This window comes from Gammaproteobacteria bacterium (assembly GCA_017999615.1).
Taxonomy (GTDB): domain Bacteria; phylum Pseudomonadota; class Gammaproteobacteria; order JAABTG01; family JAABTG01; genus JAGNLM01.
The window spans coordinates 22,824-47,294 of the sequence record JAGNLM010000003.1; the positions used below are offsets into that span (position 1 = coordinate 22,824).

Annotated in this window: 24 protein-coding genes; 14 read left to right on the top strand and 10 right to left on the bottom strand. The window is 70.4% G+C overall.

The genetic code is table 11. From position 1 onward, the window contains the following. Positions 1-21: 21 nt before the first annotated feature. The 5 genes from KA217_04380 (at position 22) to KA217_04400 (ending at position 4,921) form a co-directional block, all read left to right on the top strand. A complete protein-coding gene (locus KA217_04380; protein MBP7711685.1) occupies positions 22-1,110 on the top strand; it encodes an Rpn family recombination-promoting nuclease/putative transposase in 1,089 nt (362 codons plus the stop codon). Positions 1,111-1,269: 159 nt separating this feature from the next. After that, positions 1,270-1,608 carry a hypothetical protein gene (locus tag KA217_04385; GenBank protein ID MBP7711686.1) on the top strand — a complete coding sequence of 113 codons (339 nt, stop codon included), beginning with the start codon at positions 1,270-1,272 and terminating at the stop codon, positions 1,606-1,608. A 127-nt stretch (positions 1,609-1,735) separates the two neighbouring features. Then, the gene (locus tag KA217_04390) at positions 1,736-1,930 is read left to right on the top strand and encodes a hypothetical protein (GenBank protein MBP7711687.1); all 195 of its coding nucleotides are present in this window, start codon (positions 1,736-1,738) and stop codon (positions 1,928-1,930) included. Between the two features lie 37 nt (positions 1,931-1,967). Further along, the gene (locus KA217_04395) at positions 1,968-4,331 is read left to right on the top strand and encodes an AAA family ATPase (GenBank protein ID MBP7711688.1); all 2,364 of its coding nucleotides are present in this window, start codon (positions 1,968-1,970) and stop codon (positions 4,329-4,331) included. A gap of 65 nt (positions 4,332-4,396) precedes the next feature. Continuing rightward, the gene (locus tag KA217_04400; protein ID MBP7711689.1) at positions 4,397-4,921 is read left to right on the top strand and encodes a hypothetical protein; all 525 of its coding nucleotides are present in this window, start codon (positions 4,397-4,399) and stop codon (positions 4,919-4,921) included. A 79-nt stretch (positions 4,922-5,000) separates the two neighbouring features. Here KA217_04400 and KA217_04405 read toward each other — a convergent pair whose 3' ends face one another. Next, complete coding sequence (locus tag KA217_04405; protein MBP7711690.1) at positions 5,001-6,425, bottom strand: alginate export family protein; 1,425 nt, start codon at positions 6,423-6,425, stop codon at positions 5,001-5,003. Between the two features lie 257 nt (positions 6,426-6,682). On the opposite strand from KA217_04405, the gene KA217_04410 reads away from it, so the two are divergent. From KA217_04410 to cydB, 6 genes are all read left to right on the top strand, one after another. Continuing rightward, positions 6,683-7,198, top strand: a complete 516-nt coding sequence (locus tag KA217_04410; GenBank protein MBP7711691.1) for a cation:dicarboxylase symporter family transporter — start codon at positions 6,683-6,685, stop codon at positions 7,196-7,198. Then, complete coding sequence (locus tag KA217_04415) at positions 7,195-7,533, top strand: cupin domain-containing protein (protein MBP7711692.1); 339 nt, start codon at positions 7,195-7,197, stop codon at positions 7,531-7,533. The genes KA217_04410 and KA217_04415 overlap by 4 nt, the downstream gene beginning before the upstream one ends. 201 nt (positions 7,534-7,734) lie before the next feature. Next, positions 7,735-8,016, top strand: a complete 282-nt coding sequence (locus tag KA217_04420) for an Arc family DNA-binding protein (protein ID MBP7711693.1) — start codon at positions 7,735-7,737, stop codon at positions 8,014-8,016. Then, positions 8,004-8,297, top strand: a complete 294-nt coding sequence (locus tag KA217_04425; GenBank protein ID MBP7711694.1) for a type II toxin-antitoxin system RelE/ParE family toxin — start codon at positions 8,004-8,006, stop codon at positions 8,295-8,297. Before KA217_04420 ends, KA217_04425 begins: the two co-directional genes overlap by 13 nt. Positions 8,298-8,476: 179 nt before the next feature. Then, positions 8,477-9,904, top strand: a complete 1,428-nt coding sequence (locus KA217_04430) for a cytochrome ubiquinol oxidase subunit I (GenBank protein MBP7711695.1) — start codon at positions 8,477-8,479, stop codon at positions 9,902-9,904. 5 nt (positions 9,905-9,909) lie between these two features. Beyond that, positions 9,910-10,917: a cytochrome d ubiquinol oxidase subunit II gene (gene cydB / locus KA217_04435; GenBank protein ID MBP7711696.1), complete on the top strand. Its 1,008-nt coding sequence runs from the start codon at positions 9,910-9,912 to the stop codon at positions 10,915-10,917. Between the two features lie 137 nt (positions 10,918-11,054). Here cydB and nhaD read toward each other — a convergent pair whose 3' ends face one another. Both nhaD and KA217_04445 read right to left on the bottom strand, forming a co-directional pair. Further along, entirely contained in the window at positions 11,055-12,338 is a 1,284-nt protein-coding gene (gene nhaD / locus KA217_04440; protein MBP7711697.1) for a sodium:proton antiporter NhaD, read from the bottom strand. Positions 12,339-12,525: 187 nt separating this feature from the next. After that, the gene (locus KA217_04445; protein MBP7711698.1) at positions 12,526-13,230 is read right to left on the bottom strand and encodes a hypothetical protein; all 705 of its coding nucleotides are present in this window, start codon (positions 13,228-13,230) and stop codon (positions 12,526-12,528) included. Positions 13,231-13,522: 292 nt separating this feature from the next. Between KA217_04445 and KA217_04450 the strand changes: the two genes are divergently transcribed. Continuing rightward, positions 13,523-13,951, top strand: a complete 429-nt coding sequence (locus KA217_04450; protein ID MBP7711699.1) for a DUF2721 domain-containing protein — start codon at positions 13,523-13,525, stop codon at positions 13,949-13,951. 67 nt (positions 13,952-14,018) lie between these two features. Here the strand turns inward: KA217_04450 and selD are convergent, their stop codons facing one another. After that, positions 14,019-14,993, bottom strand: coding sequence for a selenide, water dikinase SelD (gene selD / locus KA217_04455; protein ID MBP7711700.1), 975 nt, complete (start codon positions 14,991-14,993; stop codon positions 14,019-14,021). Between the two features lie 239 nt (positions 14,994-15,232). Next, entirely contained in the window at positions 15,233-16,177 is a 945-nt protein-coding gene (locus KA217_04460) for an ArsA family ATPase (protein MBP7711701.1), read from the bottom strand. Between the two features lie 150 nt (positions 16,178-16,327). Between KA217_04460 and hisF the strand changes: the two genes are divergently transcribed. Continuing rightward, a complete protein-coding gene (hisF, locus tag KA217_04465; GenBank protein ID MBP7711702.1) occupies positions 16,328-17,086 on the top strand; it encodes an imidazole glycerol phosphate synthase subunit HisF in 759 nt (252 codons plus the stop codon). 64 nt (positions 17,087-17,150) lie between these two features. On the opposite strand, the gene KA217_04470 is transcribed toward hisF, so the two are convergent. From KA217_04470 to KA217_04490, 5 genes are all read right to left on the bottom strand, one after another. Beyond that, complete coding sequence (locus KA217_04470; protein MBP7711703.1) at positions 17,151-17,462, bottom strand: c-type cytochrome; 312 nt, start codon at positions 17,460-17,462, stop codon at positions 17,151-17,153. A 104-nt stretch (positions 17,463-17,566) separates the two neighbouring features. Beyond that, on the bottom strand, positions 17,567-18,481 hold the full coding sequence (locus KA217_04475; protein MBP7711704.1) for a hypothetical protein: 915 nt from the start codon (positions 18,479-18,481) through the stop codon (positions 17,567-17,569). After that, the gene (locus KA217_04480; GenBank protein MBP7711705.1) at positions 18,478-19,437 is read right to left on the bottom strand and encodes a 6-phosphogluconolactonase; all 960 of its coding nucleotides are present in this window, start codon (positions 19,435-19,437) and stop codon (positions 18,478-18,480) included. The genes KA217_04475 and KA217_04480 overlap by 4 nt, the downstream gene beginning before the upstream one ends. 49 nt (positions 19,438-19,486) lie before the next feature. Next, complete coding sequence (locus KA217_04485) at positions 19,487-20,836, bottom strand: phosphoglucosamine mutase (GenBank protein ID MBP7711706.1); 1,350 nt, start codon at positions 20,834-20,836, stop codon at positions 19,487-19,489. Positions 20,837-20,870: 34 nt separating this feature from the next. Further along, positions 20,871-22,109 (bottom strand): UDP-N-acetylglucosamine pyrophosphorylase, encoded by a 1,239-nt coding sequence (locus KA217_04490; GenBank protein MBP7711707.1) that lies wholly within the window; start codon positions 22,107-22,109, stop codon positions 20,871-20,873. Between the two features lie 127 nt (positions 22,110-22,236). Here KA217_04490 and KA217_04495 point away from each other — a divergent pair, with 127 nt between their 5' ends. Continuing rightward, entirely contained in the window at positions 22,237-24,462 is a 2,226-nt protein-coding gene (locus KA217_04495) for a YvcK family protein (GenBank protein MBP7711708.1), read from the top strand. The last annotated feature ends 9 nt before the right edge of the window (positions 24,463-24,471 follow it).

Sequence of the window (24,471 nt, forward strand, 5' to 3'; positions counted from 1 at the left end):
CACCGGCGCCCCTGCACGTTCATGGGAAATGGGAAATGGGGACATTCTGGTTTCCCGGAGAGCCAGGCGGAGCAAGGCTTCCACGGCACCGGTGCTGAGGGTGCGGAGAGCCGCGCCGCACAAGGCTCAGCAGGAACGCAGAATGTCCCCATTTCCCATTTCCCCTGGGTCGAGGCCCTCGACCTCGCCAGCCTCGACCGGGTCAGTGCGAGCTTCGTCAGCCCCGATCTGCGCGACCGCGAAGGCGACGTGATCTGGCGGGTACGCACCGCCGACGGCTGGCTCTACGTCTATCTCCTGATCGAGCTCCAGTCGACCGTCGACCGCTGGATGGCGGTGCGCCTGCTGGTCTATCTGGGGCTTCTCTACCAGGACCTGATCGCGCGGGGCGAGGGGCTCGCTGGCGGCCGGCTGCCGCCCGTGGTGCCGATCGTGCTCTACAACGGTGGACGGCGTTGGACGGCGGCCCGGGAGCTGTCGGCGCTCCTCGCCCCGGGTCCGGCGGGGCTCGAGCACTACCACCCGCGGTTGCGCTACCTGCTGCTGGAGGAGGGGCGCTACAGCGAGGCCGAGCTGGCACCGCTTCGTAGCCTCGTGGCGGCGCTCTTCCGGCTGGAGGCGAGTGCCGGCAGCGATTCGCTGGTCCGGGCGCTGGCGCTCGCCCTGCGCACCCTGCGCGAGCCGCGCTACGCGGGGGCAAAGGAGGCCTTCCGGACATGGTTGCGGCGGGTGTTGCTGCCGGGGCGGTTTCCCGGCCTAGAATGGCCCGAGGGGCTGGAGCTGTCGGAGGACGAGACGATGGTGGCCGAGCGCGTGAAGGAGTGGACCCGGGTGTGGCGGGAGGAAGGGCTGCGCCAAGGACTGGACCAGGGCTTGAAGCAAGGGCTCGAGCAGGGCCTGGAACGGGGCCTCGAGCAGGTCCTTCACTCCGAGCGCCGCATGCTGCTGCGTCTGATCGAGCGCCGCTTTGACGCCGGGACCGCAGTGGCTGCTGAGCCGCTGCTCGCCCGCCTGGACCGCCCGGAGCCCTTCGAACACGTCGGCGAGTGGGTGATCGACTGCCGGGAGCCGCAGGACTTCCTCGCCCGGCTCCGCACGCTCGCCCCCTGAAACGGAAACGGGAAATGGGGACATTCTGGTTTCCCGGAGAGCAAGGCGGATCAAGGCTTCCACGGCACCGGTGCTGAGCGTGCGGAGAGCCGCGCCGCACAAGGCTCGGCCGCAGTGCAGAATGTCTCGGTTTCTCGTTTCGCCACAGGAGGACCTGGGATGAAGATTCGATTCGCGCTGTTGGCCATCGGGCTGCTTGCGGCGGGGTGTACGCAGGAGAGCCAGAACACCGTCGTCCGCTCGATCCAGAACTGGACCGGGGTCGACGGCGTTCTGGAGGTCTACGCTGGCGAGAAGCTCGTCAGGCGCTTCATCAAGATCGACAAGCTCAGCACGGCGCTCGCCACCCAGGGCGAGGGCGCGCGTCCCTACCGCTTCGGCTATGGCGTGCTGGACGCCAACCAGAACGGCCAGCAGGATCCGGGCGAGCGCAAGGTTTACTTCGAGATCAGCGACTTCTCGACGAATTACGTCTTCTACGACAACCCGGCCTCCTGACCAGAACGGGAAATGGGGAAATGGGGACATTCTGGTTTCCCGGAGAGCAAGGCGGGCCAAGGCCCCTGTAGCACCGGTAGTGAGGTTGCGGAGAGCCGCGCCGCACAAGGCTCCGATGGAGGTCAGAATGTCCCCATTTCCCATAAAACAGGACCTGGAACTGCGGGTCCGCTCGCGCGGGGTGCGGGTGGAGGAGCGAGTGGCCCTCCTGGCCACGCTGCTGGCGGAGTCGGGTGAGCCCGCCGGGCCGCTCGAGCGAAGGGAAGAGTTGCTGGAGGCCGTGCGTGCCGCTGCCCGGAAGGTGCGGGAGGCCCTGCCGTGACGGGACGGCTCCGGCGCGGGACGCAGGAGGCCCTGCCGTGATCCGGCCCCTTTGGGTCGAGGTGCAGGAGTTCCGCGGCTGGCGGGCCCGCAGGCGGCTGCCGCTCGACCGGCGGCTGACCGTCATCGTGGGCGAGAACCGCTGCGGGAAGAGCAGCACTCTCAACGCCATCGAGTGGTGCCTCTTCGGCGCCGGGGTGGAGAAGGCCGCTTCGGGGCTCGGCGAGCGGGCGGACTGGGAGGTGCGCCCGCGCGGCGCGGGGGAGTCGCCCACGGAGGTCACCCTCGCGCTCGCCACGCCCGAGGGTGAGGTGTGGGTCCGCCGGCGGCGCTCGGGTAAGGCGAGGGCGGCGAAAGGGGACGACCTCACCGTTCGGCGCGTCGACGCCACCACGTCCCCCGGCACGGATGCGGCCACGCCCGCCGCAAGGGGCGCTCCCGGGGCAGTGGTCGCGGATGCCACCCCCCTCACGGGGCAGGCCGCCGAGCGCTGGCTCGCCGGGCACGGGCTCGGCGACTGGGAGACGTACCGCAGGGCGCACTGCTTTCACCAGGAGGCGGCCCGGCAGCGGGTGCTGGAGAAACCGGACCGGTCCGCGATCCTGGCGGGGCTCCTCGGGCTCGGCGAGGACCGGGAGCTGCGGGACACGCTCGCCGGGCTGAAGGCCGGGGCGCTCGTGCGAGAGGTCGACGCCGTGCTGGCCGGCCTCGGCGAGGAGGTCCAGAAGGCGCTCTGGCGGCCCCAGCAGCAGGTCATCGCCCTGGAGCAGCGCCTCCTCGCGCAGAGAGGCCTCGAGCGCTGGCAACTCGGGCCCGCGTTGGAGGCCGAGGTCGCTCAGCGGCTCCTCGACCGGGCCCGGCGGTTGGCGGCGGCCCTGGGGGTTTCCGTCACGCTGCCGGACACCAACACCAACACCAACACCAACACCAACACCAACGCCAACACCGGCACCGGCACCGGCACCGGCAGCAAGGCCGAAGCCAACACCAACACCAACATAAGCGCCACCGCCACCGCCACCACCGAGGCCCCCACCCCCCCCACACCCACCGACCTCGCCGCGGTGCTCCACTGGGCCGGCGCTTGGCCGGGGGTGGTGCGCGCCAGCCCCGGTGTGCTGCGAGACCTTCCGGCGCTGCGCCGGCGGTCCGGGTCGCTCGCCGCCGCCCTCGAGCTCGCCGCCCCGAGCGAGGCCGCCTGGCGCGGGGCGGAGGGGTCTCTCACCGCAGCCGTGGCGAGCGGGGGAGACGAGGCCCTGCGCACCCAGCGCCACCAGGCGGCGGAGGTGGCCCTCGCGGAGGCGGACGCCGCGCTCAAGGCCGCCCACGCGCTGGCGGCGCTGCTCCGGGACGCCCGGTCGGTGCTCGCGGCCCGCGCTGCCCCGGAGCGGTGTCCCGTCTGCGAGAGCGTGGTCCCTGACCTCCCGGCGCGCATCGACGCCGCGCTCGCGAGCCAGGGGTCGCAGACCCTCGAGGCGCTCACCGCGGTCCGGGACCAGCGGCGCGCCGCGCGGGACGAGGCCGAGCGGGCCCTCCAGGAACTGCGGGGCCTCGCCAGGCGGCGGAACCTGGCGTGGTCGGCGTGGGAGCGCCAGCGCAAGGACCTCGTGCAGCACCTGCCGGCGCCGGTGCCGGCCGACGTGCTCGCGGCCGCCAACGCGGAGCGCGCCCGGCTCGCCGCCGAGGTGCGCCGCCTGGAGCAACTGGACTCGGCGCGGGACGCGAGCCTCTCGGACCACGACGCCGACCGGCTTCTGCTGAAGGACCTGCGGGACTGGGCGCTGGCCTCCCAGGCGGCCCATACTCCGGTAGAGCTCGGCGCGCTCCCCGCCTGGGCCGAGCTCGAGAAGGCAGTGGACGAGGCCGCCGCATACGCCTCCGACGTGGAGTGCCTCGAAGAGGCGGCGCGCGAGGCCCAGACGGAGCGCTCGGCGGCCCGCGTGCAGGAAGTGAACCGGACGCTCGGCGAGTACTTCGCCGCGATCACGGGCAGCGGCGGCGCCCGGGGCGTGCAGGTGCACGCGCACAGGACGCCGAAGGGCCTCGATTACCAGCTGTGGGACGGGACCGGCGAGTCCGCCGTCCCGGTGATGAATCAGGCCGCCATCAACGCACTCTCCCTCGCTGCGTTGTTCGCGCAGGCCGAAGACGCCGCCGCCCGGGAGGGGCTCGCCTGGGTGGTCCTCGACGACCCGGTGCAGAGCCTCGACGAGGCCCATCAGCAGGGCCTGGCCGAGGCCCTGCGCCGGCTCTCGGAGCGCTGCCACATCCTGATCGCCGCGGTCCCCTCACCCCTGGTCGAGCGCCTGCGCACCCACGTCCCGGCCGAGCGCCGCTTCCTGTTTCTCGGTCCCTGGCAGGAGGAGGTCGGGAGCACGATCGCGCGCGAGGAGGTCCTGTGACGGGGGGTGCTGCGAGGGGGTGCTGCGAGGGGGTGCTGTGAGGACGGTCCTGTGAGGGAGGTCCTGTGAGGATCGAGGTGCACCGTCGTCTCCGGGACCTCGCCGAGCGCAGCGGCCAGGAGTACGGGAAGCTCGTGCAGAAGCTCCTCGCCATCGCGCTCTGCGAGTGTGGGGCGACGCGCCTCACCGAGCGCAGCACGCAGGGCATCGACCTGGAGGTCGAGCTGCCCGGCGGGCGCTCGCTCGCCCTCGAGGTGAAGACCACAGTCACCGGCGAGGTCACGTTCGGGCGCAAGGACATCAAGGGGCTCGAGGCCCGGGCATCCCAGGGACTGGCGCCGTACTTCGCGGTGCTGGGCCTGCGCCTGGTCGACGACTGGGTACTCGCGCGCTACCACCCCGGCGAGGTGCAGCCCGACCGGGCCTATTCCCCCACGCGCCTGCGGGCGTACCGCGACGCCGAGCTGGAGCGGCTGGTCGGCCCGCGCTTCGACGACGCGGTGACCCGGCACGGGCAGGCGGCCATCGAAGGCGGCCAGGCCGCGCTCGACAGGCTCCTGCAGGGCTACGCGTGTTACGCCCCGGCGTGACCTGATGGATGCCCGCCTGCTGGAACGACGGCCCCGCGCCCTGCGCCCCGCGGCCCGCCGTTCGTGGTCCGGCCGCCTGCTAGAACGACAGCTTTCCCCACACCATGAAGTAGGACCAGGGCTCGTCGCCGCCGGTGAGCTCGCGGGCGCCGCGGTCGGGACGGACGTGGGCCGCGACCGCGCTCACCTGCAGTCGCTCGGTCACGGACCAGTCGAGGGCGAGGTCGAGCTCGCGGGCGAAGTCCTCGCTGTGCACGCCGAGGCTCTCGGGGCGGTGCAGACGGAAGTCGTAGTAGAGGGCGCGAACCGTCACCGAGTCGGACGGCGTCGCCTTCACCTGCACGAGATGGGTGTCCAGGTTGGAGTTGCCGAGGACGTACTCTCCGACGAGCTCGCCCTGGTACCAGAACCCCCAGTCGGAGAATCCGTAGAACAGCGGGTCGAAGTCCTCGCTGCGGCGCGAGCCGTCGTCGTCGCCCTGGAAGTGGGCGTAGCGGTAGGCGACGGTCGGCGTCCAGGGGAGACGGTCGATGCGGTAGGAGGCCTGCGCGTACCAGCCCGAGGCCCGGAGTCGCTCGCCGTTGTCCTCGTAGACGTACTCCCCCTGCAGGCCCAGGCCGGGCAGGGCCGGGAGGGGCGTCAGGTCGACCCGGACGTCGTAGACGCTCATGCCGTCGCGGGTGCGCGTGTCGGAGCCGAGCACCCGGTAGAAGCCGCCGCCGAGCGAGCCCAGGTCGCCGAGGGAACGGTCGACCGTCAGGCCGGCGAGGCGGGTGTGGGTGTCCGGCCGGTCGTCGGCCTCCAGGTACAGTACGTCCACGCCCCAGGGTCCCGTCTTCAGGCGCGTGAGGACGGTCAGGTCGGCCGCCTTGCGCTCGCCGGTCCAGTAGGCGCCGCGGCCGCCGCCGTTCCCGGACTGGTTGAAGAAGAGGAAACCGGTTCCGGCGGTGTACTGCCGGCGGCCGACCGAGAGGTCGAGGGCGTCCTCGCCGAGACCGCTCAGGAGCTCTCCGGAGCGCCAGCCGAGGTAGGCGTCCTCCCACCGCCACTCACCGTCCCCGTCGCCGACGGTGGAGCCGGCCGAGTCGACCCGGCCGGTCAGGCCCCCCACGACACTCAGGCGCCCGTACAGGGTCCCGCCCCCGGCCAGGGGATGAGCGCCGACCAGACCGGGCGTCGCCACGACCTCGGTCCAGTGGTCGGACTTCTTGCCGAGATTGGCGCGGGACGCGCCGAACCAGGACGAATCCTGGAAGAACTGGGCGAACTGGAGGGAGAGAGTGCCCTTCAAGAGCGAGCCGTCGCTCGTCGCGTAGAGACTGAGCGGGCTCGCCGCCTCCTCGGCCGCGGCCGCACCGGGGTAGCCCAAACCAAGCCCGAGACAGAAGGCGTGACAGAAGACATGACAGAAGGCGTGACCGAAACCGAGGCACAGAAACGCCCACGCGGTGCCTGACGGGCGCCCGACGCCTGCGACGGCCAGGGTGCCGTGACCTCTACTCACCTGGACCCTCGAACCCCGGAACCGTGACCCCGAACCCGGGGTCCCGGTCCCTGGACCCCCAGACCCCTGGGGACCTGAATCGATTGCGCGCGCCGCCGACACGGGGCCCCTCTGCGCTGCGGTTGCCTTGGGGAATATTGGCTCCGTGCGCGGCGCCCGTCCACGGTCTAGGATGCCTGGGGGGGCTGGAGCCCGAGCCGCCTCCGGTTCGGGTGTCCGAGCGCGCCCAGAGGCGTGTGGTGGAGAGGCAGACCAGAGTGTCCCCGATGCCCCCGATGCCGGCGCGCGAGCGGCTTCGGCGCTGGGCGGCGAGCCCCTGGGTGCTGCTGGCCAGTGTCGGGGTGGGCGCCGGCCTCGGGCTGTGGGCCCCGCGCGCCGCACGGATGGCCGCACCGGTCGGCGAGGTCTACCTCGACCTGCTGACGATGTGCGTGTTGCCGGTGATGATGACGGCCCTGGTTTCCGCGGTGGCCCGGGCCCTCGGCAGCGGCGCGGGTCTTCACTACCTGCGTCGGCTTTCGGCGGTGTTCGTGCTGGTCCTGTTGGCCGGCGCCGCGGCCGGCATCGCCGCCGAGCCCGGCGGCAGCCCCAGGTTTCTGCCTGGAGGCGAGTGGGCGATACAGCCACGCGGAGCCTTACGTTCGGGGCGTGCTGGCCCAGGCGGCCCTGGCAGTCGAGAGGCTGGAGGGCGTGGACTTGCGGCTGGAGGCCGGGCAGCCGGTCGCGGGTCTCCTCGTTGCGTCCCGCAAGGTGCCCTGACCCGCCCTCGATGAAGATCGAGAACCTGTTCGCCGGCGCGACGCCGCCCTCCCGCGGAGAGCGCTTCGAGACGCTCCTCGCCCACCGGAACCTGGTGGTCGAGCGCATCGTCAGTTCGTCGTCGATCACCCCGAGCGAGCAGGTGCAGACCCAGGACGAATGGGTCGCGCTGGTGCGGGGCGAGGCGGTGATCGAGATGGCCGGCGAGAGCGTCGCGCTGCGCTCCGGGGACTGCCTGTTCATCCCGGCGGGCACGCCCCACACGGTCCGGAGCGTGTCGGAGGGTGCCCTCTGGCTCGCGGTTCACCTCCATCCGCTCCCCCCCGAGCGGGCGCCAGGGCGAACCTGAGCGCCCGCAGACGGCGCCTGACCCTGCGCAGCCGCCGCCCGCAGCATGGCCGCCTGACCGCGCGCAGCCGCAGCCCGGGCATAGCCGCCTCCTGGCCGCGCGCAGCCGCCGCCCGGGCGCAGCCGTCGCCCCGGACTTGCGGGCACGCCACCGGGCGTGCTACTTTTGTAGTACATCGAGGCATCCCCAGAGAGCCTGGCCATGACAGCCACGACCACCATCCGCCTTCCCCCCGAGCTCCGCGGGCGGGTCAATGCCCTCGCAGAGGAGACCGGCCGCTCGGCGCACAGCCTCATCATCGAGGCGGTCGAGCGGTACACGGCCTACGAGGAACAGATGCGCAACCTCGTCGAGGAGGCCCTGGCGGCCGACGCCGACATCGAGCGCACGGGGGAGGTGTACCGTGCGGAGGACGTTCATGCCTGGCTGGGCCGGTTGGCGCGCGACCCTGCGGCAAGGCGCCCCACGCCGTGGCGTCGGTAGTCTATTCCGCGCGGTCACTGTCCCATCTCGAGCGCGCCTTTCAGTTCCTGCGTGACGAGAATCCCCAGGTGGCCCTCGACGCCGTCGTGGCGATACAGGGCGCCGTCAACGCGCTCGCTTCCCATCCCCTGATCGGCCAGCGCGTGAAAGGGGACGTCCGGGAGCTCGTCATCTCTTACGGGCGCACCGGCTACCTGGCCCTGTACCGATTCGTCGTCGCGCGCGACGAGGTGCGGGTGCTCGCCATTCGCCACCAGCGCGAGCTCGGTTTCGTCCCGTAGGCGACCCGTAGGCGGCCCGAAGGCGGCCCGAAGGCGGCCCGTAGGCGCCCCGAAGGCGGCCCGTAGGCACTCGGCGCTGGATCACCCAGGGCAAGGACAACTCTGCCGTCGAGCGTCTATCCTTCACCTTTACCCCCCCCGGGGCCACGGCCCCGCGCCCGCAAGCCGGAGGCAGTCGGATGCTCGACCTCAACGCCCTGGACCTCGCGCGGACACAGTTCGCGTTCACGGTGTCCTTCCACATCATCTTCCCCGCGATCACGATCGGCATGGCCGCCTACCTGGTCGTGCTCGAGGGCCTGTGGCTGTACACGAAGCAGACCCTCTATCGGGACCTGTACCACTTCTGGGTCAAGATCTTCGCGCTCAATTTCGGCATGGGCGTGGTCTCCGGGCTGGTGATGGCCTATCAGTTCGGCACGAACTGGAGCTTCTTCTCCGACTTCGCGGGCGGCGTCACCGGCCCCCTGCTGGCCTACGAGGTGCTCACCGCCTTCTTCCTCGAGGCCGGCTTTCTCGGCGTCATGCTGTTCGGCTGGAACCGGGTCTCCCCGGGGCTGCACTTCTTCTCGACGGTCATGGTGTCGCTCGGCACGCTGATCTCGATGACCTGGATCCTCGCCTCCAACAGCTGGATGCAGACGCCCACGGGATTCGAGATCGTCGACGGGCGCGTGGTCCCGGTGGACTGGCTCGCCGTCATCTTCAGCCCGTCCTTCCCCTACCGGCTGGCGCACATGGCCATCGCGGCCTTCCTGTCCAACGCGCTCTTCGTCGGGGCCTCGGCGGCCTGGCTCCTGCTGCGCGGGCGGGACAACTGCGCCATCCGCACCATGCTCTCGATGGCCCTGTGGATGCTGCTCATCGTGGCGCCGCTGCAGGCGGTGGTCGGCGACTTCCACGGCCTGAATACCCTCGAGCACCAGCCCGTGAAGGTCGCGGCGATGGAGGGGCACTGGGAGAACCACCCCGGCGAGGGCGTGCCCATGGTGCTGTTCGCGCTGCCGGACCAGGAGGCCGAGACGAACCGCTTCGCGCTGACCATCCCGCACCTCGCGAGCCTCATCCTGACGCACAGCTGGGACGGCCAGATCCCGAGCCTGAAGGACTTCCCGGCCGAGGACCGGCCGCCGGTGGCGGTCGTGCTGTGGTCGTTCCGGATCATGGTGGGGCTCGGCGTGCTGATGAGCCTGCTCGGGTTCTGGGGCCTGTGGCTGCGCCGGGGCGGGGAGGTCTATCGCTCGCCGAACTTCCTGCGCGCGATGTTGTGGATGGGGCCCACCGGCCTCGTCGCCCTGCTCGCGGGGTGGGTCACCACCGAGGTGGGCCGTCAGCCCTGGGCCGTCTACGGCCTGCAGCGCACCGCCGAGGGGGTGTCCAACCACGGCGTGCAGCCGCTCTCGATCTCGCTCGCCCTGTTCGTGCTCGTGTATTTCACGGTGTTCACCGTGGGCATCGGCTACATGCTGCGTCTGGTCGCCAGGGGGCCGGTCATGCACGAGGGTGACACCGCCGTCAGCGGTGGACCGGGTCACGAGCGCCAGCCGATGCGTCCCATTTCGGCCGCGACCGACGACGATTCGGACGCGGCGCCGACGAGGAGCTGACCAACATGGGTATCGACTTGTCCGTCATCTGGATGGTGCTGATCTTCTTCGGCGTGATGATGTACGTGGTCATGGACGGCTTCGACCTCGGCATCGGGATCCTCTTCCCGTTCGTGCCCGCGGAGCACGACCGCGACGTGATGATGAACACCGTCGCCCCGGTTTGGGATGGCAACGAGACCTGGCTGGTGCTCGGCGGGGCGGCGCTGATGGCGGCGTTTCCGCTGGTGTACTCGGTGGTGCTGAGCGCGCTCTACCTGCCCCTCGTCTTCATGCTGCTCGGTCTCATCCTGCGCGGGGTCGCCTTCGAGTTCCGCTTCAAGTCCCACGACCACGAGCGCCATCTGTGGGACAAGGCGTTCATTCTCGGCTCGCTCAGCGCCTCCTTCTTCCAGGGCGTCGCGCTCGGGGCCTACATCCAGGGGATCCCGGTGGTGGACCGCGCCTTCGCCGGCGGTCCGTTCGACTGGGTGGCGCCGTTCCCGCTGTTCACGGGGCTCGGGGTCGTAGCGGCGTACGCGCTGCTCGGCAGCACTTGGCTCATCCTGAAGACGGAGGGGCCGCTGCAGGCGACGATGACGGGGCTCACCCGCCCGCTGCTCTGGGTGCTCCTCGGCTTCATCGTGGCGGTGAGCGTGTGGACCCCGCTCAGCCAGGAGTCGATCGCCCGGCGCTGGTTCACGTTGCCGAATACGATCTTCTTCTCTCCCGTGCCGCTACTGGTGGCCGTCTTCTCGCTCAGGTTGTGGCGGCCCCTGCAGGGGGAGCCGCACGCCGCGCCGTTCCTGTACGTGCTGGGGCTCGTGTTCCTCGGCTACACCGGGCTCGCCATCAGCCTGTGGCCCATGGTGATCCCGCCCGACGTCACGCTCTGGGAGGCGGCCGCACCCCTGCAGAGCCAGGGCTTCGCCCTGCTCGGGGCTCTCGGGATCATCCCGTTCATCCTGATGTACACGGCCTGGTCCTACTACGTCTTCCGCGGCAAGGTGCGGGCGGGCGAGGGCTACCACTGAGAAACGGGGAGAAACGGGGACATTCTGCATTCCCGCCGAGCCAAGTGCGGCGCGGCTCTCCGCGCCATCACCGCCGGTGCCGCGGAAGCCTTGATCCGCCTTGCTCTCCGGAAACCCAGAATGTCCCCATTTCCATTTCAGCCCACGAGCTGGTGCTGGAGCAGGTAGGCGGCCGCGCCCGCGAAGTAGCCCACCAGCGCGAGCCCGCTGATCCGGCGCACGTACCAGAAGAAATCGATCTTCTCGAGCCCCATCGCGGCGACGCCCGCTGCCGACCCGATGATGAGGATCGACCCTCCCGTGCCCGCGCAGTAGGCGAGGAACTCCCACAGGAAGTGGTCCGGGGGATAGGTCGTGAGGCTGTACATCCCCATCGACGCGGCCACGAGCGGCACGTTGTCCACGATGGCGCTGACGACCCCGATGATGAGCACGATGACGTCGAGGCGTCCCACCGTCTCGTTGAGCCACTGCGCCAGCGAGGAGAGCACGTGGGTGTGCTCGAGCGTGGCCACCGAAAGGAGGATGCCGACGAAGAACACGAGCGAGCCCATGTCGATGCGGGTCAGCGCGTGGACCAGCGTGAAGCGGTACTTGTCCTCGTCGTTCTTGCGCCGGTGCAGGAGGTCTCCCACCAGCCACAGGATCCCCAGGCCGAAGAGGACGCCCATGAACGGAGGCAGGTGGGTCACCGTCTTGAAGGCAGGCACGGCCACCAGGATACCGAGCCCCAGGACGAACATCAGATTTCGCTCGAACGGATTGGTGTGCAGTCCGTGATCCACGTCGACCACCGTCCTGCCCACCACCAGCCGGCCGCGCAGGGCGTAGGCCGTAATCGCGAGCGGCACGATCATGCTGACGAGCGAGGGCAGGAGGACGGAGGTGACGATGGCGCCTGCCGTGATCTGGCCGCCGATCCAGAGCATGGTGGTGGTGACGTCGCCAATCGGGGACCACGCACCTCCCGAGTTGGCGGCGATCACGATGATGCCGGCGAAGAAGAGTCGGTCGTCGTGATTCGCCAGGAGCTTGCGCATGAGCGAGATCATCACGATCGTGGTCGTCAGGTTGTCGAGGATCGCGCTGAGGAGGAAGGTTACGAAGGCCACCATCCACATCAACGACGAGAGGTGCGAGGTGCGGACGCGCTCCGTGATGACCTCGAAGCCGTTGTGGGCGTCGACGACCTCGACGATCGTCATGGCACCCATCAGGAAGAACACGACTTGCGCCGTGCCCATCAGCGAGTGGCCGAGCTCCTCGTTCAGCACGTGCGGATCGCCCGCGGCGAGTGCGTAGATCGTCCACAGCACGCCGGCGCCCAGAAGTGCGGACGCGGACTTGTTGATCTTGAGAGGGTGTTCCAGGGCGATGGCGGCGTAGGCGATCACGAAAAAGACGACGATTGCGGTGATCATGGGACCGGCCTTCCGGAGGGGTAGGGGAAGTGACTTTCTAACATCTTCCCCGTCAGCTTGAAACAGCCGATGGAAAGAGCCGACTGACACAGACGACTGAAACAGACGACTGAAGCGGCTGGCGGCCCGGCTGGGGCAACCTGAGCGAGGACGCCGTGCACGCAGCGCCTCAATCTCGCGCGACCGGCTATCGCGCCTGCAGACGGAACCAGAGCATGGCGTCGAACGGAAGGCGGCCGCGCAGGCGGGTGTCCCCGAGTCCGGTCCCGAGTGCGGCTCCGGGTGCGGCTCCGGGCGCGGCTCCGGGCGCGGCTTCGGGTGCGGCTCCGAGTGCGGGGATCTCCTGTGCCCGGGCGACGAGCACCTTCTCGACCGTCGCGTGGGTGATGCGATACCCCGCGGCCGTCAGCGCGGGTTGCAGACGGTCCGTGACCGCGGGTCCGGAGAGCAGCTCCGCGACGTAGTGGTTGATGTCCTCCCGGTGCGGACGTCCCGTGCGGCGATTCCAGCGCGGGTCGGCAGCGGCCGTGCGGGCGAGGTGTGCCGAAAGCCAGGGATGGTCGACGAGCCGCCCGAGCGAGATCGTGGAGTAGAACGGCCCGGTCTGCGCTTCGTTCGCAGTTCCGACGGCCTGCTCCAGCACGGCCACGAGGGCGGTCGGGTCGATCGTGCAGCCCAGATACTTCGGGTGGAACGTGCGCACGCGCAGCACGTGCGGCTCCTGCGTGCTCCTCTCGACGCTGAGGGCGCACTCGCCGACGGGACGCGAGGCGAGGACGAGGTCGTCGGCGAAGGCGGGGCGAAGGAGGGCAGCCGCGCCGAGCCCTGCCAGGCCGACGACGGCGGCCTGGGCGAGAGCGCCGAGCCGGTGCGGTGTGGGGGCGCCAGGCACGTGCCGAGTGTATCAGGACCCGGGCGGGACGAGTCCCGCGTCCCGCGCGCGGGCTGTGCCGGCGCCGGGGCGAGGCCCGCTCGGTTCGGCGGTACCGGTCGAGGCCCGCGAACCGGGCATTCTTCCCACCCACGGCTCGACTACACTAAGGCGCCGCGACCGACCTTCGAAGGCGCTGCGAGCGGCCTTCGGCCGACCTTCGGGCGATCCTCGAAGGCGCCGCGACCGACCTTCGGCCGATCCTCGGCCGACCGCCGGCGAATCGCTTGCCAGTTCACGGAGGGCTCGACCCGTGCAGGACCACGTCTCCGAGATCAGCCGGGTCATCCAGCTCGCCGTGGCGCCGGTGTTCCTGTTGACCGCGCTGGCCACGCTCATCGGCGCCCTGAACGTGCGCCTGGGGCGCATCGTGGACCGCCGCCGTGTCCTGCTGGCCCGGGGGGCCACCAGCACCCCCGGAGACCCCTCGGCCGAGGAGCTCACGGTGCTGGCGCGGCGCGGCCGGCTGATCTACTGGTCCATCTTCGCGGCGGTGCTGAGCGCGCTCCTCGTGTGCCTGGTCGTGGCGACGGCCTTCCTCGGCGCGCTGGTCTCCACGGACCTCTCGCGCGTGGTGGCGACGCTGTTCATCCTCGCGATGCTCTCCATGATCGGGGCGCTTGGCGTGTTCCTGCGGGAGGTCTACTACGCGGTGCGCAAGGGGTCGCACCGCCGGGGATAGCCCGCACCCGTCCAGGGCCCCGGACGGGGACCGCGGTTCCGTCCGGGGCGGGCGGTGAGGCTCTGCCTTACCGCCCGGAGACGACGATGCGCGGCGCCGGCCCCGCGACCAGGCGTCCGATCACGGCAGTGGGCACGCCAGCCTCGCGGAAGGCGGCGAGCGCCCCCTCCAGCCGGGAGGGCGCGAAGGCGACCAGCAGCCCGCCCGAGGTCTGCGGGTCCGCCAGCAGGAGTTGCTGCCAATCGCCGAGGGCGGGGGCGAAATGCACGTGCTCGGCGTAGGCCTCGAGGTTGCTGAGGGCCCCGCCCGGGAACATCCCCTTGCGGGCGAGGGCGACTGCCTCGGGGTGCACGGGGATGGCTCCCCAGTCGAGCTCGGCGACGACCCCGGCGGCCGTCACCATCTCGTGGAGATGGCCGAGGAGCCCGAAGCCGGTGATGTCGGTCGCCGCGCTCGCCCCGTGTGCGACCATCACCGCGGCGGCCCGGTCGTTCGCCTGGAGCATCGAGGCGGTCACGTCCCGGGTGCCCTCCGCGGAGAGACTCTCGGCCTTCAGCGCGGTGGTCATGACGCCGACGCCGAGGGGCTTCGTGAGCACCAGGACGTCCCCGACGCGGGCGCCCCCCTTGAGGATCAGGCGGTCGTGGTGGCAGACCCCGTTCACCGCGAGCCCGAAGAGCGGCTCGGAGTTCTTCACGGTGTGGCCCCCGACGACGGGCACGCCGCAGGCGGCGGCCGCGTCCATCATCCCGCGGAGCACCTCGGCGAGCACGTCGAGGGACAGGCGGAAGTCGGGAAAGCCCGCGATGGAGAGCGCGGACACGGGCCGCGCCCCCATGGCGTAGACGTCCGAGAGGCTGTTGACGGCGGCGATGGCGCCGTAGTCATAGGGATCGTCGACCACGGGGGTGAACACGTCGACCGTGCTCACCAGCGCCAGGTCGTCGGTGAGGCGCACGACGCCGCAGTCGTCGGGCGCGCCGACGCCGACGATCACGTCCGGGTGCTTGTAGAGCGGCAGCTTGCGCAGGACCTGCGACAACTCGGCGGGGCCGAGCTTCGCCGCTCAACCGGCACAGGTGGCGAGTTGCGTCAGTCGGATTTTCATGGGTCTCCGGGAGGTGCGGAACGAGCCGGGCGTGGCCCTTCGTGGGCCCCCGCTCGGGAGGCCAGTATACCGGGCCCGCCGCCCCAGGTTACGGCACCGGCCGGCAGCCCTCGCCGTCGGTCTCCCGCACGACGCCTGGCCTCGTCGCGGCCCGCCGCGCCGGAGGTTCGTCGTCATCCCGGGCCCGCGTCGAGGCCGAGCCCCTCCAGGAGGATCGCCCCCAGCCCCCGCAGCGGCGCGACGCCGCGGAGCTCCTCCCCGCTGAGGGGGACTCTCGCGACCGGCATGCCCCCCGCGAGCTCCACCAGGCGGCGCACGTAGGGCTCCTGGCGCGCGTGCATGCCCGCCAGGACCTCGGAGCCGTCCCCCTCCGCGACCCGGTTGACGACGAGGCCCCCCACTTCGAATCCCGCCTCCCTCAGGGCGAGGAGCATCCTCTCGGCCTGGTGGACCACCAGGGCCTCGGGGTTGGCCACGATGAAGAACCGGGTCCGCTCGAGGAGAAAGCCCGCGAGCTGCGCGGACCGCTGGACCCACTCCTCCATGACCGTGGCGAGGGTCTTGCGGTTGGCGACCATGCCCGCGAGCCGGTCCACCGCCTCGTAGACCCGGGCGCCCGCCCGCAGGTGCTGCCGCATCAGCTTCGGCATCCCCAGGAGCTTGAGGGTCTCCCCCGCCGGGGCGGTGTCCCAGATGATCCTCTGGTATCGGCCCCCCTCGGCCATCTCCCGGATCATGTCCAGGAGGGTCTCCTCGCGCAGCGCCGGGGCGGTCCCGATGTAATCGAGGAGGTCGAGTTTCCCCTCCTCGAGCATCCCCTCCACGTCCATGATGTGGGAGAGGATGTGGAGGAAATCGGGGCCGAACTTCTCTTTCCACACCCGCGCGACCGTGTCCTGGGTGATCTCCAACGCGTCCAGTGTGGGGAGGATGGGTGTCGTGGTCCCTCCGATCTCCACGCGGTAGATGTCGGCGAGGGACGGGGCGGCGTCCGAGGTGAGGTGGAGCGTCCTCACCCCCCGGGAGGCCAGCGCGACGGCGACGGCCGCCGAGCAGGTGGTCTTGCCGACACCGCCCTTCCCGCCGAAGAGGAGGAGCCTCGTGTCCTGTCCGCTCATGCGGGTGTCCATGTGTGGTAAAACAGCGCGCCCGGCGGGTGGGAGCCTGTCGGGCGCCGGGTGACGGGGAGCCTGATGGCCGAAACGCGTCGAAGAGCGCGTCGAAGAGCGCGTCGACGAGACTGGGACAAGACGGGGGTGCACGGAACCATGATCAAGATTATGCCCTGCCTGGACATGAAGAACGGACGAGTCGTGAAGGGGATCCACTTCGTCGACATCAAGGATGCCGGAGACCCCGCCGAGAATGCCGCCCGCTATCAGCAGGAAGGCGCCGACGAGCTCGCCATGCTGGACATCGCCGCAACCCTGGACAACCGCAAGACCCGTCTCGAGTGGGTCCGCAACGTCGCCGGCGTGATCGACATCCCGCTCACGGTCGGGGGCGGCATCTCGACCCTGCAGGACATCGAGCTGCTTTTCGAGGCCGGCGCGGACAAGGTCTCCATGAACAGCGCGGCGGTGAGCCGGCCGGAGCTCGTGAGCGAGGCCGCGAAGGCGTTCGGGCCCGAGCGTGTCACCGTCGCGATCGACGCGCGCCGCAATGCGGCCATGCCCTCAGGGTTCGAGCTGGTCGTCTCCGGCGGGACCCGGGCGGTGGGCAAGGATGCCGTGGAGTGGGCCCGGCAGTGCGAGGCGCTGGGGGCCGGCGTGATTCTACCCACCAGCATGGACGGCGACGGCACGCAGCAGGGCTACGACATCCCCTTCACCCGCGCCATCTCCCAGGCCGTCCGCGTGCCCGTGGTCGCCTCCGGCGGGGCCGGCAAGCTCGAGGATTTCGAGGAGGCCGTCACTCAGGGCGGCGCGAGCATCCTGCTCGCGGCCTCGGTGTTCCATTACCGGCTCCTCAGCATCCGGCAGGTCAAGGAGTACCTGCGCGGGAAGGGGCACGCGGTCGTTCTCTGACCGGCGGCCTCCGGCGGGTGCTCTGGGACCGGCGCCCCTGACGGGCGCCCTCTGATCGGCGCCCTCAGTTTCGGGAGGCGAAGTAGGCTGCGATGTCGGCGAAGTCCTGGTGGCTGCCCCTGGCAAACCGCTGCATGGTCTGGCTGGGGCGGCTGCCGTCCTTGAAGGCCTTCAGCGCCCCGATGATCTTCTCTTCGCCGAGGTTTCCGATCCGCGGGTTGCCGGACCTGCCCTCGCCCTTCTCTCCGTGACAGGCGATGCAGGCGGTCGCCTTCTGCTTGCCGGCGGCGGGGTCTCCCGCCGCGTGGGCGGCGGGGCTGAGCGTCGCCAGCCCGAGGACTGCCACCCCGAGGACTCTCAGCCTGAGCAGCGCCATCCCGGCGGCGGTGATGGTGGTGGTGATGGTGGCGGAGGCCGTCGCGGTCGCGGTGGCGGGGGCGGCGGTGGCGATCCGGTGTGCCTTCATCCTTCCTTCCTCCCTCACTCGAACTCTTCGGACTCCTCCGCGGAATAGAAGAGAACGCGCTCCTCGCTCCCCATCTTCCCGGGGGTGCAGTGCAGGAGGTGCTCCTGCCCGCTCGCGCGCGCGGCCCGCGCCCTCTCCTCCAGCTCCTCCAGCTTGCGCACCACGCCCTGCTCGCGCAGGAGCGTCTTGATCTCGGCGAAGAGGGGCTCGCTGCCGTAGAGCAGCGTGCCTTCGTGGAGGATCTTGCAGGCGACCATGCGCTTGAAGTCGTCGAATCGCAACTGCTCGCGCACGCGCGACATCTTCTTCACGACGTAGTCGATCTCCTCCCGCACCGAGGGGGTCACGAGCGCCCTGTACTTGTGCCGGTAGATGGCCTCGTCGAGGCGCCTCACGAGCTCGTCCGGAACGTCGTCCGTCGCGATCGCCACGAGGTCGATGTCGGAGCCGTGGACGAGCTCCCCGGTGCTGCGCTCCGGGCGCGGGACCCGGTGCGCCATGCGATAGACGATGTCGCCGGCAAGGATGACGCAGACCCGTTCCTCCGGCCAGGAATCCCCCAGCTCCCTGCGGATGCCGTCGACGAAATGGCGAGCGAGCTCTTCCTTCTGCCGGCTCGTCTCGTCGATGCGCGAGGTGACCTCCCGCGCCCGCTCCTCGAGGGGCTCGGGGTCGCCCGAGAGCCCGATGACCGAGTAGGTGAGGAACTCCCTCAGGATGGAGGGCGAGAGACGGGCGTAGCCCTCCACCTGCCGGTCGAGCCGCAGGTAGCGCCGGCCCAGCGTCCTCGTTTCCAGCGCCGGCGAGGTGCGGCACGCCTGCCAGAGGGCGAGCGGACTCTCGCCCCGCAGGTGGTCGCGGATCTCGATCCCCGTGAGGGGGCCCGCGGTGCGGACGAGCTCTGCGACGGCCCTCTCGAGCGGGCTCAAGGAACGAGGGAGAACTCGACGCCCCGGGCCTCGAGGGCGGACCGGGAGGCGAGCAGGTCCCGGGCGGCGACCCGGTCGAGGACGTAGAAGAGGTGGCCGCCGCGGGCCGAGTAGATCTGGCCGTAGGAGATGGGCACCTCGGGGGTCGGCTCGCCGAGGAGCGACCGGGCGATGGGCTCGACCTTGCGCTCCCCGTTCGCCAGGAGCACGACGGCCCGGGCCCGGTACACCAGCTCGGCGCCCATGCTGACGGCGTAGCGCGGGCTCTCCTCGACCGCGGCGAAGTGGCCGTCGGCCACCGCGTTGGCCACTGTGTTGTCGTCGAGCTTCACCAGCATCACCTGGCTGCCCTCGAAGGGGATCCCCGACTCGTGGAAGGCCACGTGTCCGCGCCCCCCGACGCCGATGATCTGCAGGTCAATGCCCCCGGCGCGCTCGATCTTGCGGGCGTAGGCCTCCAGGACCTCCCTGCGGACCCACGCCAGGTACTCCGAGGAGGCGTCGGCCTGGATGACGATCGACCGGCCGGCGTCGGCGCCGTCCTCCCGCCAGTCGCCCGGATGCGCCGCGAGCTCCTCGACGAGGCGCTCCTGATCGATGAGGCAGCCGTAGGGGACGCTCGTCTCGATGAACTTGCGCTCCAGGCGGCTGAAGAACTGCTCGATCATGAACGTGCAGTAGCTCTCCCGATGCAGCACCCGCTGCTGGGCGTTCTCGCCGGGCAGACCCACATACTCGTCGAGGTTGAAGCTGCGGATCCGGCGGCTGTCGAGCTCCCCGGCGTTGGCCGCCTGGGCCAGGTGCCGGTAGACGCCGGTCGGGGAGTTGCCAGTCGCGAGGCCCAGCACCATCTCGCGCTTCTGGCCGAGGGTGCGGTTGACGTGGTCCTCGACCAGGTCCGCACCCACCCTGCTCATGTGCTCGAAGTCGTGGGTGACGAGGATCTTGATGGGCATCGGTTTCATCCTGTGTGGTAGGGCGTGGGGGCGCTCGGCGAGCGGGGCGTCAGCCGAGGGCCTTCCTCAGCACGTCGGCGATGGTGGTGCAGTACTTCTCGGTGAGCTCCACGCTCGGTCCCTCGACCATGACGCGGCACATGTTCTGGGTGCCCGAATAACGGACCAGCACACGCCCTTCGTCCTGGAGCTGAGATTCGACCTGGCGGATGACCTCGGCCACCTCCGGCACGGTGGCGAGGTCCGGCTTGCGGCTGACGTCCACGTTGATGAGTTTCTGGGGGTAGACGTCCATCTGCGCCGCGAGCTCGGAGAGGGGTTTGCCCGCCCGGATCATCGCCGAGAGGAGCTGCAGCGCGGTGAGGATGCCGTCGCCGGTGGTGTGGTGGTCGAGGAAGATCATGTGCCCCGACTCCTCGCCGCCCAGCACGCTGCCCAGGCGCTGCATGTCCTCGAGCACGTAGCGGTCGCCCACCTTCGACGCGTGGTGCTTGAACCCGTACTTGCGGCACGCGACGCGCAGCCCCATGTTGCTCATCACGGTGCTGACCACGAGGTCGTTCTTCAGGCGGCCCTGCTCCTTCAGCATCCGGGCGCAGGCGAGCAGGATCTGATCGCCGGTGATCTCGTGTCCCTTCTCGTCCACCGCGATCAGGCGGTCTCCGTCGCCGTCGAACGCGAGTCCCACCGCGGCGCCCGTCTCCACCACGCGCTTGCGCAGGTCCGCGGTGTGCTGGGAGCCGCAGTTGTCGTTGATGTTGAGCCCGTTCGGGTTGTTGTGGATCGTCTCGACCTTCGCGCCGAGCTCCCAGAAGAGCTCTGGCGCGACCTTGTAGGTGGCCCCGTTCGCGGTGTCCAGGACGACCTTGACCCCTTCCAGGGAGAGGTCCCGGGGGAAGGTGTTCTTCAGGAAGACGATGTAGCGCCCGTGCATGTCGTGCAGGCGGAACGCCTGGCCCATCTCGGCCACGCCCGGCACCAGCTTCGGCAGCTGTCCGCCCAGGACGAGGTTCTCGATGACGCCCTCGAGGTCGTCGGACAGCTTGTAACCCCCACCGCCGAAGATCTTGATGCCGTTGTCCTGGAAGGGGTTGTGGGAGGCGGAGATGACGATGCCGGCGTCGGCCCGCATGCTGAAGGTCGCGAAGGCGATGCCCGGCGTCGGCAGTACACCGACCAGATAGGGGTCGCCGCCCATCGACGTGATGCCCGCCTCGAGCGAGCTCTCCAGCATGTAGCCGGAGATGCGCGTGTCCTTGCCGATGATCACGCGCGTGCGGTGATCGCCCTTGCGGAGCACGTGGGTGATCGCCTGGCCGACGGAGAAGGCGACGGCGCTGTCCATCGGGTAGCGGTTGGCCTCGCCCCGAATGCCGTCGGTGCCGAACAATTTGCCCATGGAGCTCTCCTCAGGTTGAGTGGTGCCCGACGCCTCAGTCGCGGGCCGCGTCGAGCGCCGGCACCTGGGAGGCCAGGAGCGCGGTGACGTCGGCGACGATCTGGTCGAGCCAGCGGGTGCCGTCCTGCACGACGTCCGCCGGCAGGTGCTGGATGGTCTCGAGATAGCCCTGGCCCTTCGCCCGGTGGGCCTGCAAGCCCGCGAGGAACCGGTCGCGCTCGCGCTCACCGGCCTGGCGCGCGGTGCCCGCGGCCAGCAGCTCGCGCAGGCGGCCCGCGCCCTCGCGCAGCTCGCGCCGGCCCGGTGCCTCGGTGCCCGGGTCGGCGGGGACGGGGAGCTTTCCGGCCAGGTCCTCGATTCGCTTGCAGCGCTCGGCGGTGGCCATCGAGAGCTTCTCGATGGCGCCCTGGAAGACCAGCGGGCCGAGCTCCTGCTCCGCGAAGAAGGGCTGGCGCACGTGCCGGTACCACTGCTCGAGCGCCGCCAGGTTGGCGAGGTAGAGGAAGTTGTTGCGCACGATGCGCGAGAGTCGCGGGTAGGCGTGCGGCGAAAACGGCGTGACCTTGCCCGGGTGCCGGTCGGGGACGACCAGCAGGCCCTCGCCGAGGACGTCCTTGCGCAGCACGCCCCCGGCCGCGACGATGTTGCCGAAGCCGATCCGCAGCGGGCCGACCATGCCTCCCTGGCCGCCGAGGAAGATGGGCGGCTGGCTCAGCATCACGCCGCGCGGAACGTCGCCCACCAGCGAGGCGGTGGTCTTGTCGCCGTCGGGCGTGAAATTGAAGTGGACGTAGGAGCTGCCCACCTCGCTGTGGTTCTTGCGGCTGGTCCCCCCCGCCATCAGGCAGTCGCAGAAGTTGATGAGGCTGCCGAGCGTGACGAAGGGGAAGAGGATGGTCTGCTTGAGGCCCACGCAGTGGGCGCCGCCGGCCTCTTCCTCGAGGATGCACGCCTCGCGCACCTGAGCGCCGAGGCCGAGGTTCGATTGTTGGAGAAAAACCGACTTGCTAAAGTACCCGCCCTTGAGCTGAGCCCGGGGCCCGAGCTGGCAGTCCTCGATCGTCACGGGGCCTTCGCGCCCGATCTGCGCACCCGCCGAGATGACCGTCTTTGCGCCGTATATCCGGCATCCCGGGTGGATGGTGACCCCGTTCCCCGAAATCCGCTCCACGTCCACCTCGTCACCGATGTCGACGGTGAGGGGATTGGGGAGGCTCACGCCCTTGAGGAGCAGACGGCGTATCTTGTCCTGCAGTGCCGGCCTGAGTTCCACTTCTCTCGTCTCCATGGGTAACCGAAAAAAGTAGGTGACGCCCCCGGGTGATGTCAACGTCGCACGGGCGGCTGGAGGCTGCCGCGGGTTAGCGACAGGGCGCGCCGCGCCATTGAGGGCACCGGACATGACGTTCCTTACGGAGCAGCTGGTCGAGGCGGTTCTCCTGAGCGGGACGCCCGGGGTGGTGCTCCCCGAGCGTCTGCGCGCCCTCGTGCGCGGGGTGCTGGACTTCGACTGCAATCCCGTCCGGGTGGTCGTCCTCGGCGGAGGCACCGGCCTGTCGACGGTCGTGGGGGGGAATTCACGCCTGGCGGGATGGCCGGCCAACCCGAACCTGGGGCTGAAGCAGGTCTTCCCGAACCTCGACGTGGTCGTCTGCACGACCGACGACGGCGGGGCCACCGGCGAGCTCTTGAAGCAGCTCCCGATGATCGGGATCGGCGACCTGCGCAAGCTCTGCCTGTCCATGGTCGAGCCCGGGAACCTCCGGCGGCGCTACGGCCTCGACGGCGGCCGCGCCCAGGCCCTGGTCCGGGTCCTCCACAGCGTGTTCAACCACCGCTTTCCCCGGGAGGGGGCGAGTGCCGGCGAGGCCGAGGACCCCCTGCTCGCGGCCCCGGCGCCCTTGCGTGACGCGTGCCCCGAGCCGCTGAGGGACCTCCTGCGCGCGGTGGGCCGGTTCGTGACGCCCGGCGGGGGCGGCCCCGCGGTGGAGGTGGGAGGGCAATGCCTCGGCAACCTGCTCCTCACCTCGGCGATCTTCGCCGAGACGGGCGGGGAGTTTCGCAGCCCGCCGGCGATGGCGGCCATCCGCAGGGGGATCGACCGGATCGCGGACGCCATCGGCGCGCGCCCGGGCAGGCTTCACCCGGCGACGGCGGCGCCCGGACAGCTCGTGTTCCGTTACGCGAACGGGGTGGAGCTTCACGGGCAGAGCAAGTCGGCCACCTCGCGCCGCGGTGTCGCCGTGGACCGCGTGTACCCGGAGTTCTACGGCGTTCCCGAGGTGCCGGCCGAGGTCCTGCGGATGGTGCGCGAGGCGGACCTGATCCTGCTCGCCCCGGGCAGCCTGTACACGAGCAGCATCCCCACGCTGCAGGTGCCGGGCATCGCCCAGGCGATCCGGGAGAACCGCACGGCGCTCAAGGTCCTCGGCGCTAACCTCTGGGTGGAGGAAGGGGAGACCGACATCGCGCACGAGGACCGGGGGAGGGGCTTCCGGGTCTCCGAGATCCTGGACGCCTACGAGCGCAACGTGCCCGGCGGCCGGTCGGGGCTCTTCGATGTGGTGCTCGCCGCCAATCTGCAGCACCTCTCCGGGGACGTGTTGAGGAACTACGCGCTCGAGGGGAAGAAGCCCATCTATCTCGACCGCCGGACCGTCGAGGCGATGGGCGTGGAGGCCGTCGAGTCGACCATCTTCTCCGTGGAGCACGGACGGGAGTCCGGCTTCATCCACCACGAGCCGAAGAAGTTCGCCCTGGCGATCCGGGCCCTGCTGTTCGCGCGCGAGCACGGGCGGCTGGGAGGGCAGCCGGGCGGGCAGCCGGGCGGGCATCTGGGCGGGCGGGTGGGGGCCGCGGGGCCCACGGGGGAGTCGCCGGCCGAGGGACACCGCAGGGGCGCGCAGCCGCTCTGCGGCTACTGGGCGGACATCACGGGCACCCTCGGCCGCAAGCGCTTCCAGCCGGAGCGTCTTCGCGACGTCGTGCGCGACATTGCCTGGCGGAACCGGGACATCCAGACGGGCCACTTCGACCTGATGGAGGGTGCGCGGGTCGTGCCGGCGGGGGAGTGGAAGCGGAACACGGAGTGGGACTCCGTGCTGGGCTACTACGATCCCGAGGACCGCTGCATCCGGGTCCACGAGCAGGTGTTGGACGACCCCGACCGGTTGCAGGGAAACCTGCTGGTCGCACTGGGGGAGTCACTGCTCGGACGCTACGTCGAAGAGCGGAGCTGGGTCCATCTCGACGGCGCGCACGGCTGGGGCGCGCGCCGCTACGAGGTCCGGCTGCTCCCGCCCGGGGAGCGCGAGTGCCTCCTCAGCGACGCGCGGCTCCACGAATACCTGACCCTGGCCCGGATGGTGCCCCATCCCGGGGACCCGGGCCGCTACGGCATCACGCTGAACGACGGAGAGGGCTTCCTGCCGCCCGGCCTCCTGTTCGGGCTGATGTACGCCTGGTACCTCGACAACTCGTGCGCGGCCATCATGGAGAACGAGATGGCCATCCTGCACTGGCCGGAGGCGACGCTCATCCCCTCCCAGGCCCACGAGTACCGGCGCAAGAAGGCGCTGGTGGCTTTCTTCCGGGACGCGGTGTTCGGCAACGAAGGCTATGCTTGACGATTGATG